A 13628-nucleotide genomic window follows, 5' to 3' on the forward strand; every position below is an offset into this window, starting at 1 on the left:
GGATTTAAACAGCAAAGTATCTGGCTTCCGGGTGCGAGAAGACAAGGGCCGTAACGGCGGCTTCCGGTTCCATCATGTAGCCTTCGGTCAGGTGGAGGCCGATTTTTTCCGGTTCGAGCAGTCTGAACAGTTTGGCCTGGTCCTCGAGGTTCGGGCAGGCCGGGTAGCCGAATGAGTAGCGCTGGCCCTGGTATTTGGCGGCAAAGCGCTGCTGCATCGTGAAGCCGGCCGGGTCCGGGAAGCCCCATTGGTCACGCATCAGTTCGTGCAGGCGCTCGGCGAAGCCTTCTGCCGTTTCAAGGGCGAGCGCCTGAAGGGCATGGCTTTTGAAGTACTCGCCTGCTTCCTTCAAATACCTAGCAAAGTGGCGGATGTTTTTGCCGGCGACGACCGCGAACATGCCGACAAAATCGACCACACCGCTGTCGACGCTCTTTACATAATCGGCGAGGCACAAAAAAGGCGGCTTAATCTGACGCGGGAACGTGAACCGCTCCAATACGCAGAGTGATTTCGGATCCAGCGGTTCGCGCCGGTCGAACGGTTCTTGTGCTTCATAAATGATCAAATCGTCGCCGTCTGACTGCGCCGGGAAAAACTGATAGACGGCGGACAGCTGGAGCAACTTTTCTTCCTTGACCCATTCGCGCAGTTCGTCAACCTGCGTTTTTAGGCGGACGGCGCGTTCGTTGCCTTCTGCGAGCAGTTTTTCAACGCGCCCTTTCAAGCCCAAATGGTGGCCGAGGAGCATTTGCATATTGACATACGGCTCGATATGGGCGAGCGGATAGTTGCGCAGCACATGCCGTTTTAAATCGGGCGGCTGGTACACGGGGGCGTCTTTGGAAATCCCGGAACGGCGCGGGACCGCGTTAACGGCCGTACCCACCGGTTTTGCCGCTGTCCCCGGGCCGTCACTGCGCTGGGCGGTGAGCTCCGCTTCCAATACGCTGCGTTCGTTTTCGTCCTGCAGCCGGTTGGCGAGGGAGAGGCCTTCCATCGCATCTTTTGCATAAAGGACAAGGCCGTCGTATTGCGGCGCGATTTTATTGACGGTGAATTTTCGCGACAAGGCCGCGCCGCCGACCAAAATCGGCTGGCGGATCCCCGCTTCTTTCAGGTCCTGGGCTGTAACGACCATTTGCTGAGCGGATTTTACAAGGAGCCCTGATAGCCCGATTACATCCGGTTTTTCTTTTTGCACGGCCTGGATCAGATCTGCCGGTGCGACTTTGATGCCGAGATCGACAACCTTATAGCCATTATTCGACAAAATGATGTCGACAAGATTTTTGCCGATGTCATGGACGTCGCCTTTTACCGTAGCCAGGATCACTTTCCCTTTCGTGCTCGTTTCGCTTTTTTCCATAAAAGGTTCCAAAAAGGCGACTGATGCTTTCATCACTTCGGCACTCTGCAAAACTTCTGCGACAATGAGCTGGTTATCGTTAAACAGGCGACCTACTTCCGCCATTCCATCCATAAGCGGGCCGTTGATGATCGCAAGCGGGTCCGGGTACTCTTTGAGCGCCTGTTCAAGGTCCTGAATCAAGCCCTCTTTCGTGCCCTCGACGACATAATTGGCAAGCCGTTCGGCAAGCGTCATCGTTTCTACAGCAACTTTTTTCTCCAGCGTTTTGCCGCGGTAATGTTCCGTAAACGCGGCGAGCGCTTCGTCTGACGTTTCAAATAGCAGCTTCTCGGCCATCTTCACGTTTTCTTCCGGAATGGAGGCAAAGCGCTCGAGTTTTTCCGTATTCACGATTGCATAATCAAGCCCGGCTTTCGTGCAATGGTAAAGAAAAACCGAGTTCAGCACTTCGCGTCCGGCTGGCGGCAGACCGAAAGAAACATTGCTGATGCCGAGGATCGTCTGGCATTCCGGGAACGCTTCTTTAATGAGGCGGATGCCTTCGACCGTTTCTTTCGCGGCGCCGAAATACTGATGGTCGCCGGTGCCGGACGGGAACACGAGCGGGTCGAAAATCAAATCATGCGGTTCAAGGCCGTATGTATGGACGAGCAGATCATAGGAGCGGCGCGCGATCTCAAGCTTCCGTTCGGCAGTGACCGCCATTCCCTTTTCATCGATCGTGCCGACGACAACGGCACCCCCGTACCGTTTCAGGAGCGGCACGACTTTTTCAAACCGTTCCGTCCCGTTCTCCAGGTTGATCGAGTTGACGATACTTTTCCCTTGGCAGTACGTAAAAGCTTTTTCGATCACTTTTTCGTCCGTCGAGTCAATCATGAACGGGACTTTCACTTTTTTGACAGCGATCGAGATAAAATGTTCCATATCCTCGATTTCGTCACGGTCCGGGTCGGCGAGGCAGATGTCGATGATCTGGGCGCCGTTTTTCACCTGCGTGCGTGCAATTTCGCTTGCTTCTTCAAACTTGCCTTCCGCGATCAGCCGCCTGAATTTGCGCGAGCCGATGACGTTTGTGCGTTCGCCGACAAAAATCGGGCGCATCGATGGGTCGTCGTAAATGAACGGCTCGATCCCTGAGACGGCGTGGTGCTTCACGTGGTTCGGCTTGCGCGGCGGGATACCGGCGAGCGCTTCGTTCAAGGCGGCGATGTGGGCAGGCGTTGTCCCGCAGCAGCCGCCCGCGATGTTGAGCCAGCCTTTTTCGGCGAAGCCTTTCATTTTGGCGGCAAGCGACTCCGGCGTTTCGTGGTAATGCCCTTCTTCATCTGGAAGGCCGGCGTTCGGGTAGCAGCTCACGGCAGTTTTGGCGAGACCTGCGAGCGTGCGGATCGAATCAGCCATAAACTCGGGGCCGGTTGCGCAGTTGAGCCCGACCGAGACTGGGTGCATATGCTCGACAGAAATGTAAAAGGCTTCAATATTTTGGCCGGCGAGCGTCGTCCCCATCGGTTCGATCGTCCCGGAGATGAGAAGCGGCAGTTTTTTTCCGGTTTCATGAAAAGCATCCGTGATCCCGAGGAAGGCGGCTTTTACATTTAAAAGGTCCTGCGACGTTTCGACAAGAAGCACATCGACCCCGCCTTTGATCAGCCCGCGGGCCTGTTCCTGGTAGGCAGCTTTGAGCGCAGCAAAAGTCGTACCGCCCGTGACAGATAACGTCTTTGTCGTCGGGCCCATCGCACCGGCGACAAAACGCGGCTGCTCCGGTGTGGAATATCTTTCGGCGGCCTGTTTCGCAAGGCGGGCCGCTTCGGTATTGATTTTTTCGGCGAGATGCCTGAGATTGTATTCGTCCAGGACGATCGAGGTCGCGCCGAATGTGTTCGTTTCGATGATGTCGGCCCCCGCTTCCAAATACGCTTCGTGGATGGACCGGATCACATCGGGCGCGGTCAATGTCAAGCATTCATTGCAACCCTCGTACGCTTCGCCGCCGAAATCTTTTGCGGAGAGGTGCTGCTGCTGAATCATCGTCCCCATCGCCCCGTCGAGAATGAGAATCCGTTTTTCGAGTTCCTGTTCAAACAATGTCTGCCCCATGGAAAAGTTCCCCCTTTGTTTTTGAATGTGCGTGCAAGTATGGGTAAGGCGGCGCGCGTATATTTTCAATCCCGGCGCTGTGGGTTTTTCTTTATCATTTCTAAAGACCGTTCAGGATGTATGTTTTGCCCGAACGTACTTTATAAGGGTGCTATGGTTCATTCATTGAGCAATTCTTTGTCCGAATGTACCTTATAAGGCTGCTATGGTTCATTCATTGAGCATTTCTTTGCCCGAACGTACCTTATAAGGCTGCTAACGTCCGTTCATTGGGCATTTCTTTGTCCGAACGTACTTTATAAGGCTGCTATGGTTCATTCATTGGGCATTTCTTTGTCCGAACGTACCTTATAAGGCTGCTAACGTCCGTTCATTGGGCATTTCTTTGTCCGAACGTACCTTATAAGGCTGCTAACGTCCGTTCATTGGGCATTTCTTTGTCCGAACGTACTTTATAAGGGTGCTAACGTCCGTTCATTGGGCATTTCTTTGTCCGAACGTACCTTATAAGGCTGCTATGGTTCATTCATTGAGCATTTCTTTGCCCGAACGTACCTTATAAGGCTGCTAACGTCCGTTCATTGGGCATTTCTTTGTTCAAACGGTCTTTAAAATGCTTTGAGCGGGACAGTTCCAATAAACGACTATTGGGAAAGCACCTTTTTCTTTCATATGGATAAAAATCGCGCGCTCAAACAATCCCTGCGCCGCGGGCTTTTTCCTCCTTGGCGTGAATGTAGCGCGTGCATTCCACTGTCAAATCATAGCGGTCGAGCGGCGTAATCAAGTAAATGCCGTTGAAATACCCAAGCGCGGCGTCGATCAGGCTGCGGCTGATGGCGAGGCTTTCTTCACGCGCTTTGAGCGGGTCGCCCTGCGTTTTTTCCATCGCCGTTAAAATTTCATCCGTAAGCGTGATGCCCGGCACTTCGTTGTGCAGGAAGTTCGCGTTCCGGTAGCTCGTGAGCGGCATGATGCCAAGGTAGATCGGCGCGTCCAGATGCTTGGTCGCTTCATGCACCTGTAAAATTTTTTCCTCGCTAAAAACCGGCTGGGTGATAAAGTAATCGGCGCCGCTTCGGATTTTACGCTCGAGCCGGCCGACCGCTTTGTCGAGGTTACGGACATTCGGGTTAAACGCGGCCGCGACGGAGAAATTCGATTTCCTTTGCAGCGATTTGCCGGAGTAAGAGATGCCTTCGTTGAACTGCTTGATCATCGCGATCAGGTCCATCGACGATAAATCGTACACGCTTGTCGCCCCAGGGAAGTCACCGATTTTCGACGGGTCACCCGTGACGGCGAGCACTTGGTCAATCCCGAGCGCGGCAAGCCCCATCAAGTGCGACTGCAGGCCGATCAAGTTGCGGTCGCGGCACGTAATATGGACGAGCGGACGGATGCCGTGCTTTTCTTTTAAAATCGCGGCAATTGCGATGTTGCTGATGCGCGGGCTTGCAAGCGAGTTATCCGCCATCGTGAGTGCGTCAATGCCGGCATCGTGCAGTGCTTTTGCCCCTTCGAAAAAGCGTTCGGTGCGCAGAGTTTTCGGCGTATCGAATTCAACAATAATGGACCGCCGTTTTTTCGCGATTTCATGGAGCGGCGGTTCGCGGTGCTGCGCGGTCACGGCGATCTCGATTTTCGGCGGGCGTACCGTTTTTTCCGGGCGTACCGTTTTTTCGGTGACCGGTGCGAGGCCTTTGATCCCTTCTGCAATCGCTTTAACATGTGCCGGGGTTGTGCCGCAGCAACCCCCGATCAAGCGGACGCACTGCTCGACAAGTTTTGCGGCGCATGTTTTAAAATAATCGGCGTTATTCGTGAACGTGACCCTGCCGTCCTCGTAATCTAAAAGGCTCGCATTCGGGTAAGCGGACAAATAGGCATGCTCCGGGAGCGGAATTTCCTCAAACGACTGGATCATATGGTGCGGACCAAGCCGGCAGTTCAGACCGATCACGTCGGCGCCGCGGTTTTCGAGTTCTTTGAAAGCTTGCGCGACCGGGGTGCCGTTTTGCAATACGCCCGGTTCGACAAGCGAAAACTGGGCGATGACCGGGACGTCTGCCTCTTTTTTGGCAATGTCCACGACCGTAAATAATTCTTCCGCGTCAAAATACGTTTCGAGCAAAAGCGCGTCCACCCCTTCGCTCAGGAGGTGGAAAATTTGCTCGCGGAATGTGCGCTTGATTTCCGGGAGTGTGGCTTCTGTTTTGCGGTGTCCGCGGATGCCGCCGACCGTTCCGAGGATAAACGTTGATGGATTTGCGGCCTGTTTGGCGATACGGACCGCTTCTTTGTTGATATCGCTCACTTTTTCCTCGAGACCGTACTGGGCGAGCTTGATGTAATTGGCGCTGTAAGTATTTGTTTGGATAACGTCCGCCCCCGCTTCGATGTAAAAGCGGTGGATCGCGTGGATATCATCGGGATGGGTTAGGTTGAATTCCTCGTAACACGTGTCGGCGCCATACGCATACAGCAGCGTCCCCATCGCCCCGTCCGCAACAAGTATGCGGTTTTGCAGCGTTTCAAGAAGGTCCAATGGTTTACACTCCTTTTTGATGGTATGAAAAAAGCCCCCTGGGAAAAGGAGGCGCGATTTTACAAAGTGTCTCCTTATCTATCAGGCATGCCTGTTGGATTTAGCACCGGGCCGGATGGCTGGTTGCTGAGGTTTCACTGGGCCAAGTCCCTCCACCTCTCTTGATAAGGGTATTCAGCTGAACGTGCGTAATATTTCGATTTATTTATACTTTACACTTATTCTGATGCAAGGACAAGGGGGAATTTTTATATCTGAAAAGCGTTTGGTGAATGGATTGTGGAACTTTCTGTGCGGCGGCCGTTTGGAATGGATTTCCTCTTTTTGACGTTTCTTGCGCTATCCAGTATAATGGATTGCGGCAATTTTTAATGATATCTCTTTCCTTAATATATTAGGGAAATATTGAGGACGGGAGTGATTGCGCATGATCCGGCAATTGGAGATGAAAAACAGTGCGGCGGCTTCTGCTGTGTGGGCGCTGCAAATTCCGGCCTATAAAAAAGAAGCCGGACTGATCGGTTTTGACGGGATCCCCCCGCTTAATGAGCGGGTGGAAGATTTAATGGCGAGTACGGAAAAGTTTTATGGGTATTTCGTTGGGGAAAAGCTTGCCGGTGTGGTTTCAGTTGAACGGACGGGCGATTGTGTCATGATCTGTCGGCTGTTTGTCGGGGAACATTTTACCCGCCGCGGGATCGCGCGCAAACTGCTGGAATTTGTGCTCAGCCTGCCCGGCGCCGGCCGGTTTGAAGTGAGTACCGGCGAAAAAAATATCCCGGCTGTCTCGCTGTACTTGAGCATGGGTTTTACGGAGACGGGGAGAACCGAAGTTGCGGACGGGGTTTGGTTGGTGCGGTTCAGGCTTTGATTTTGGTTTGTGAAAAATTTCTCGGATTATCAAAAAGGAGACATCTCTTCCCTGCTTTTTCTTCCTTTCGCTGATTCTTTGCATCTTTCCGCTGATTTTTTTGGCCTTACTGCCGATTTATTGGTCAAGTCCGCTGATTTCTCCCAAGGTTCCGCTGATTCTTCCTATGGTTGGATGGGAGACAGCCGGAGTTTTAGAGTTGTACACGGGATGTCCCCTTTTCCTTTGCTTTTTCTTTCACTGTTTTCTCTAATTCCGTAATCGGATAGGTCGAACGATATGTTCGCTTAGTATCTTTCACCGCTAAAGAATAAAAAATAAGGGGGACTTCCATAGCCCCCAATTATTCCTCATCCAAAAACTTCTTAATTTCTTCTGTATTTTTTGCTTTGTCCACTTCCAGGACGGCGCCGACTTCCGGATAGTAGGCATCGGTATAAGTGCCCGCAATTGGAACTGTCATGGTTTTCACCTTAAGGTTTTCGCCGAGCACCACGTCTTTCACCAACGCGAGAATGTCCATTTTACTCATATTTGTGGAAAGGTAAGGCTGAATCGTTCCAAGCAGTTTTGGTGCTTTGGCAAGGCCGTTTACGCTGAATACTTCTTTTTGAAGCGCTTTTAACACTTTTTGCTGGCGTGCAACCCGGCCGAAGTCGCCTTGTGCGTCTTTTCTGAAGCGTGCGTAGGCGAGCAGTTCTTTCCCATGCATGAGCTGTTTGCCCGGGTAAAGCGTCATGCCAATGTTTTTCGACATTTTATGTTCCACATTGATCTCGATGCCCTGTGGAGCCAAAGTGTCGACAATTTTCACGAAGCCTTGGAAATCCACAAGCACGTAATACTGCACATCGATGTCAAAATTGGCTTTGATTGTTTTTCTCAGCAGTTCAACGCCGCTTTTCTGGTTGTCTAAATTGCCCAGATAATAGGCAGTATTGATTTTATAGTTTTTATAACCCGGGATTTCCGCATAGATATCCCGCATGATTGAAACGAGTTTGACCTGGTTCTTTTTCGGGTCATACTGGGCAATCATAATGGTGTCCGTTCTGGAATCTTCTTTGCCTCTCCTATCGATCCCGAGCAGCAAAATATTGGTTCGGCCATTGGCATCTTTTTTTCCATTAAACTCTAAATTATCCATATTCAAGGCATCGCCCGGTTTCGTTTGGTGGACGCCTGCGTAATATTGATAGGCTGTATATCCCGCTCCGGTTACGATCAGCAATAAAAAGAGCAAAAGAAAAACCCTGCGCCAACGGACTTTTGCCCGTCTCTTCTTCCTATTCGATACTCTTGATTCCATAGAATCCCTCTTGTTTTTATAGTCTGTCTTCATTATTATTATCTAAAAGCCGCGTTTTGTCACGAGTATTTTGCTGGAATTTTGTTTTTCTTGTCGAAGGGATTCTGTTTGTAAAAATTTACATAAACTTTATATAATGTTAAAAATCTTTTAACAGTGGCTTGGTATGATGCTTTTGTGCAGGGATAAGCCGCAGATAGGCGTCCACTTGAACGTGCCTTATCTCAGCTGTTTGAGCTTGTTTTTCTTAGAGCTAATCCCCCTTTTTTGCCGCCTGCTAGATGCCGGCGGTTTTTTATAGATTTTTTATCTTGATTTTAAGGATTTTTTAATTATCGGCAAGTATACTCAAAAATGTAAGGAGGCAGTGGTTAACCCCCCAGTGCCAGTGCCTCCCACTTTTCACAACTTTATACTAATCCCCTTTACCCCGCCGCCTGCCCTTGTGCGGCGGTTTTTTATTGTTTAAGAGGTGTTAAGAATTTTTTAATTTGCCCCTTGTATACTTATTCTCGTAATTAGGCAAGTGAGTAAACCTAGCCCTTACGCTTTTTCATAACTTGATACCCCCTTTTTGATCGTTGCTTTTCGCTGCGTTTTTTTATTTCGATCTTAAACAGCGTTAAAGTTTTTTTAATTCAGCGCTTGTATACTTGTCTTATCACTAAGGTAGTGAATCACACTTTTTCTCAACTCCCCCTTTTCCGTCCGTCTGCTTGATGCAGGCGGTTTTTTTATGTATGTTAAGGATTTTTTTATCTGTGTGTTGTATACTTGTTTTGTAAAGGCAGTGAGCACAAACAGCCCTTTACTTTCTTAATCCCCTTTTAGCCGTCTGCTTCGTGCAGCGGTTTTTTTATGATTCCGTGGGGCATTAAGACTTTTTTAATACTGCGCTTGTATACTTGTCTTTGTAATAAGGCAAGTGAGCTTACTAAGCTTACACTTTTTCATAGCTAACCCCCTTTTTTGACCGTTGCTTTTCGCAGCGGTTTTTTTTATTTCGATCTTAAACAGCGTTAAGGTTTTTTTAATTCAGCGCTTGTATACTTGTCTCATCACCAAGGTAGTGAATCACACTTTTTCTCAACTCCCCCTTTTCCGTCCGTCTGCTTGATGCAGGCGGTTTTTTTGATAAATCCTGATCCCTGCCAAGTCCGCTCGGGTTGCAAGCAGGCCCGTTTCATGAAACATAAATATAAGCTCTCTTCTTTCTCATGTAAAAGGCCCCCTTTACATAAGAAACTTTGCTCGAACGGCCATGGGCAGCAAAAGCGGGGCATCTGAAAAATCCGTAAACTGCTATTGCGACAGGCGCTTCATTATTCATTCATTCTTCGGTTGTAAACAACTCTCGACCAAAAGAAAATTGCACAGCCGATTAATAAAATTGTCAATTGCCATCCAGAGTCATCTTTGGTAAAAAAATCATATAATGACCAAATTCAAAGTGCTACAGTATAAAATATAAATCCATATTTTGCAGATTGGTCGCTCTGATATTTTTCCATTTCATCAACTTTTCTGAATTTAATTATTGTTCCTCCCCATAATAAAATAATTTTTCAATTTGTGTGTTCAGATGAATTGATAACTTAAATGCCAAAGCCAGACTCGGGTCATATTTGTTATTTTCAATGGCATTTATGGTTTGTCTTGTCACTCCACATTTATTTGCAAGTTCCTCTTGTGACAGCTTTAAATGTTTTCGTATGTTCCTAATATTATTCTTCAATTCAACCACCTAAAAAGTAAAAAACTCTTTACATTTACGATTCTAATTTATTTCTCAAAAATGTCAAATGTATTTTACATTTTTTAAAATGCAAAAAGCAGGGGTATTCACTTCCCCTGCTTTTTGCACCAACCAGTAGTCAGGATCTTTTTTTCTTCCGGTACATGGAAAAGGCGATATAGGCAATGATGACGATGACTGCGATGGCGCCGACCGGCTTGACGTAAGGCGCGGCAGCTTCATCGATTTGCGCCCAGTTCGATGCGAGGCGCTCGCCGAGAAAGATAAACAGCACCGACCACGGGATAGTGGCAAGCAGCGTGTAAAAAATAAATTTTGCATACGACATTTTCGCAATGCCGGCCGGGATCGAGATCGCTTGGCGGATGACCGGGATGAAGCGCCCTGTAAAAATCACGCCAGCCCCGTATTTATTGAACCACTTTTCGGCGACATCAATATGCCTTTCATGAATGAGCAGATATTTTCCGTATTTTAACAAAAACGGGCGGCCGCCGTATGCGCCGATCCAGTATAAAATCAGCTGGGCAATCAAAATGCCGAATGTACCTGCCGCAATGGCGCCGAAATAATTGATTTCCCCTTTTGAAATTAAATAACCGGCATATGCCAGGACGATTTCACTCGGAATGATTTCGATCGCCAGCCCGATGGCAACGCCGAAATAACCTAAATCTGCAAGTGTTGTCAACATCTGCGTGACAAAATCTGAGAACATTTTTCCCCTCCAAAATTTGCTTTTCAACCACTCTTCCATCATACCGATTTTTCATATGATGTGGAAGATCTCCAGCAGCAAAATATTCAATCCGAGCCAAACGCCGCCGAACACGTACCCGCCCGCGATGTTGCTCGGGACTTCAAGGCCGAAAAAGATATGGCTGACGGCCGCAAACAAAAGGACGGCAAGCAAAAGCACATCCATAAACGTATGGATCCAAAACACTTCGGCATGCCGGACGACCAAATACGTAAAATAGCCGTAAATGATCAAAATCATGATGGCCTGATCACTCGGGAATGAGAAGACAAAATGGGAAAAGGTCGGGACCTCCGTTGCCGACATGCGGTGGAACACCTCATGCAGCACATTTTGGTACATTTCCCCGCCGATTGTCGCGATGAGCAGGATCAAAAACTCGTGTGTGCGGTCTTTTCCTTTCCAAATGATCCACATTACTGTCATCACCATGACCAGGATCAAAGCCTTCCGGGAGCTGAGCACGAGCAGCCCTTTCATCACGCCTGTCCAATGGTTTTTAAATAACAGCGATACGATTAAGGAAATCACATCGTTAAAATCACTGAAATCTTCACTGAACAAATTTTGGATCATCGTAATCATTAACACGGTTAGAAGCAGGGTCGCCAGCGCCGTACCGAAAATGACGAACTCGGCGCGCACCCGGCTGCGGAAAATGAGCAGCATGCGCCGCAAGACTGCCATCGCGGCCCAGAAAATCTGTTTACGGTAATAACGGAACAGGTAATACGCCGCAATGGCACAAGCGGTCGCAATGCCGCCGATGACCAAATATTTTTTTAACGCCTCGTGGAACTGTTCCCACTGCGGGCCGAGCAGCTTGCCGAGGGATATAAAGGTGGTTGTCCAAATAAAAGCGCCGGAATAGGCAAAGATGGCGAACGACCGGAAAGGCAGTTTCGTAATGCCGGAAAAATAGCCGGTGATATGGCGCACGCCTGGTATAAAATACGCGACAACGAGCAATTTATTCCCGTATTTATTAAACCATCGCGAAGTTTTTTCCAGCTGGTCCGGGCCCAAATGAATGAAGTAGCCGTATTTTTGCAAAAAAGGGGCGCCGAGCCGCTGCCCGATAAAATAAGCGGTTGTCATGCCGACCGAGGTTCCGATATCGGCGATGAAGATGCTCAGGATCCAGTTCAGCTGGTGCATATGAACCATGTAGCCGGCATAGCTCATCAGCACTTCCCCGGGAACCGGAATGGCGATCATTTCCAATAAAAGTGCGAGTAGCAGCACAATATATCCATATTGGTCAACATATGATGTCACGGACATGCACATTCCCTCACTTAAACGACTTCACTAAAACGACCGCTTGATTCCACAAAAAGTTCAACACTCTTACCGCCATTATCGGCCATCAACAGGGGGGTTGTCAAAAGGCAATTGCTTTTTGGGTTTGACCATATGATATTGGAAGATAATAGCCGGAAATGGATATTGAAGAAAACGGCACAGTATCAATTGCTGGATACCGGAGACAAGCAGAAACGCTGTTTTGAACTCTGGAAAAACGGAATTGATGCCTGATTTGCTTTTGAAAAGAGAATAACCCGGAATACATAGATAAAGGCTCAGGGGAAATCAAGTTAATCAGCAAAAGAGGCAGAAAAAGGGCTATCGTTTAGATCAATAGAAACCGATTATTACGACGTACGGGTACTGGAATACGGGGATCTGTGTATTGAGGATCGGGGGGCTGTTTTATGTCCATTATGAAATGGCGTTTTATCAAGATTTTCCCGCCAGTTTTTAAAAAAATTACACGTCGCCTTATAAAATAAACAGGGACCTTCCTAACAAGGGATTGCTAATTTCTGAAACGCCTGCCGGAAAAGAAGCATGAAGAGACCCCTTGTACGAGGGGACCCGCAACTCATAAGGAGCGAAGCGGATTTCGCGATCATCACTCATAAAAAAGGGGTGTCCCTTTCATCCGCTCCGGACCTCAGCCGAGGATTGGATTGACAGGTTATATTCTCTTCTTTTTCCCGCAAGTGATGCACCTGCCTGTATAGTAGTCATATTTATGGTAACCGCGTAAAAAACAAAGTATGGCTTTTAATTTTTTCATTGAAAAACACCTCTTATTAGAGCATTTTAGCAATGGATTTTGAACTACCCGCCACTTATGGTGATTTTCTCGTGAATTCTGGCAACTTTACGTTTTTGTTTTTGATAGTTTTGGGCTTCATCCAGTTTACAGTTGCGTTCTATTGCAAACTCTTTTCGCCTGGAAAGAATGCGTTGTTCTAGCCAGCTTCTTTTCCAATGTGCGAAACCATTTCGGATTGGCAAATATTTCACCTGTTGACAGGATGGCACAATCTTTTATTCCGATGCCCACACCGACAGCCGATCCGGTTTTCGGGAGTTCCTGGACTTCCGTTTCTGCAAGGATGGATACAAAATATTTTCCGCTTGGATTCTGCCGAATGGTGGCGTTCAAAATACGCCCTTCTACTTCCCTGCTTTTTGCAAACTTAACGTATCCGAGTTTGGGTAATTTGATTTTATTTCCAGAGATTGCAATGTTTCCGTTTGTGTACTTTGTTGTGTAGGATTGGACTTTGTTTCTTTTTGACTTAAACCGGGGTGCATTGTTTTGTTTTTTGAAGAACCGGATGTATGCGTCGGCCAGATTTCTGAGTGAGGATTGGATCGCGATGCTGTCAACTTCTTTCAGCCAGACGAATTCTTTCTTGAGTTGGGGCAGTTCAGCAGAACAGGCGCTGTATGTGAGTCCCTTGCCTGTTTCCTTGTATGTGTTATTCCATTTTGCTAAAAAATGATTGAACACAAAACGGGAACAACCGAATGTCTTCGTAATCAGGATTTCTTGTTCTTTGTTTGGATAGATCCGAAATTTGAAGGCTTTATGCACCATCGTCGCTTCTCAC

8 protein-coding genes, 1 pseudogene and 1 riboswitch are annotated in these 13628 nt (G+C 48.2%); of the genes and pseudogenes, 2 read left to right on the forward strand and 7 right to left on the reverse strand.

Features of this window, described 5'->3' with window-relative positions; translation table 11 throughout:
- Positions 1–4 precede the first annotated feature (4 nt).
- Both metH and GBH70_RS12480 read right to left on the reverse strand, forming a co-directional pair.
- Positions 5–3475 (reverse strand): methionine synthase, encoded by a 3471-nt coding sequence (gene metH / locus GBH70_RS12475; protein WP_151681350.1) that lies wholly within the window; start codon positions 3473–3475, stop codon positions 5–7.
- 691 nt (positions 3476–4166) lie between these two features.
- A complete protein-coding gene (locus GBH70_RS12480) occupies positions 4167–6023 on the reverse strand; it encodes a bifunctional homocysteine S-methyltransferase/methylenetetrahydrofolate reductase (protein ID WP_151681351.1) in 1857 nt (618 codons plus the stop codon).
- 71 nt (positions 6024–6094) lie between these two features.
- Positions 6095–6194: riboswitch (SAM riboswitch) on the reverse strand.
- A 256-nt stretch (positions 6195–6450) separates the two neighbouring features.
- Here GBH70_RS12480 and GBH70_RS12485 point away from each other — a divergent pair.
- Complete coding sequence (locus tag GBH70_RS12485; protein ID WP_151681352.1) at positions 6451–6894, forward strand: GNAT family N-acetyltransferase; 444 nt, start codon at positions 6451–6453, stop codon at positions 6892–6894.
- A 343-nt stretch (positions 6895–7237) separates the two neighbouring features.
- Here the strand turns inward: GBH70_RS12485 and GBH70_RS12490 are convergent, their stop codons facing one another.
- The 4 genes from GBH70_RS12490 to GBH70_RS12510 all read right to left on the reverse strand — a co-directional run bounded on the left by GBH70_RS12490 (position 7238) and on the right by GBH70_RS12510 (position 12003).
- Complete coding sequence (locus GBH70_RS12490) at positions 7238–8203, reverse strand: LCP family protein (protein WP_151681353.1); 966 nt, start codon at positions 8201–8203, stop codon at positions 7238–7240.
- A 1534-nt stretch (positions 8204–9737) separates the two neighbouring features.
- Complete coding sequence (locus tag GBH70_RS12500; protein WP_151681354.1) at positions 9738–9938, reverse strand: helix-turn-helix transcriptional regulator; 201 nt, start codon at positions 9936–9938, stop codon at positions 9738–9740.
- Between the two features lie 139 nt (positions 9939–10077).
- A complete protein-coding gene (gene uptA / locus GBH70_RS12505; RefSeq protein WP_151681355.1) occupies positions 10078–10677 on the reverse strand; it encodes an undecaprenyl phosphate transporter UptA in 600 nt (199 codons plus the stop codon).
- Between the two features lie 51 nt (positions 10678–10728).
- Complete coding sequence (locus tag GBH70_RS12510) at positions 10729–12003, reverse strand: VTT domain-containing protein (protein ID WP_151681356.1); 1275 nt, start codon at positions 12001–12003, stop codon at positions 10729–10731.
- A gap of 111 nt (positions 12004–12114) precedes the next feature.
- Between GBH70_RS12510 and GBH70_RS16825 the strand changes: the two genes are divergently transcribed.
- Positions 12115–12258: a hypothetical protein gene (locus GBH70_RS16825; RefSeq protein ID WP_172968309.1), complete on the forward strand. Its 144-nt coding sequence runs from the start codon at positions 12115–12117 to the stop codon at positions 12256–12258.
- A 603-nt stretch (positions 12259–12861) separates the two neighbouring features.
- On the opposite strand, the pseudogene GBH70_RS12515 reads toward GBH70_RS16825, so the two are convergent.
- Positions 12862–13615: pseudogene (locus GBH70_RS12515) on the reverse strand (RNA-guided endonuclease TnpB family protein); the annotation flags it as partial.
- Between the last annotated feature and the right edge of the window lie 13 nt (positions 13616–13628).

Origin of the sequence: Weizmannia acidilactici, from assembly GCF_008974225.1 — a bacterium.
GTDB lineage: Bacteria > Bacillota > Bacilli > Bacillales > Bacillaceae_C > Weizmannia > Weizmannia acidilactici.

Coding starts and splice junctions, on each gene's coding strand:
- metH (WP_151681350.1), bottom strand. CDS start 3,475: ATGGGGCAGACATTGTTTGAACAGGAACTCGAAAAACGGATTCTCATT.
- GBH70_RS12485 (WP_151681352.1), top strand. CDS start 6,451: ATGATCCGGCAATTGGAGATGAAAAACAGTGCGGCGGCTTCTGCTGTG.
- GBH70_RS12490 (WP_151681353.1), bottom strand. CDS start 8,203: ATGGAATCAAGAGTATCGAATAGGAAGAAGAGACGGGCAAAAGTCCGT.
- uptA (WP_151681355.1), bottom strand. CDS start 10,677: ATGTTCTCAGATTTTGTCACGCAGATGTTGACAACACTTGCAGATTTA.
- GBH70_RS12510 (WP_151681356.1), bottom strand. CDS start 12,003: ATGTCCGTGACATCATATGTTGACCAATATGGATATATTGTGCTGCTA.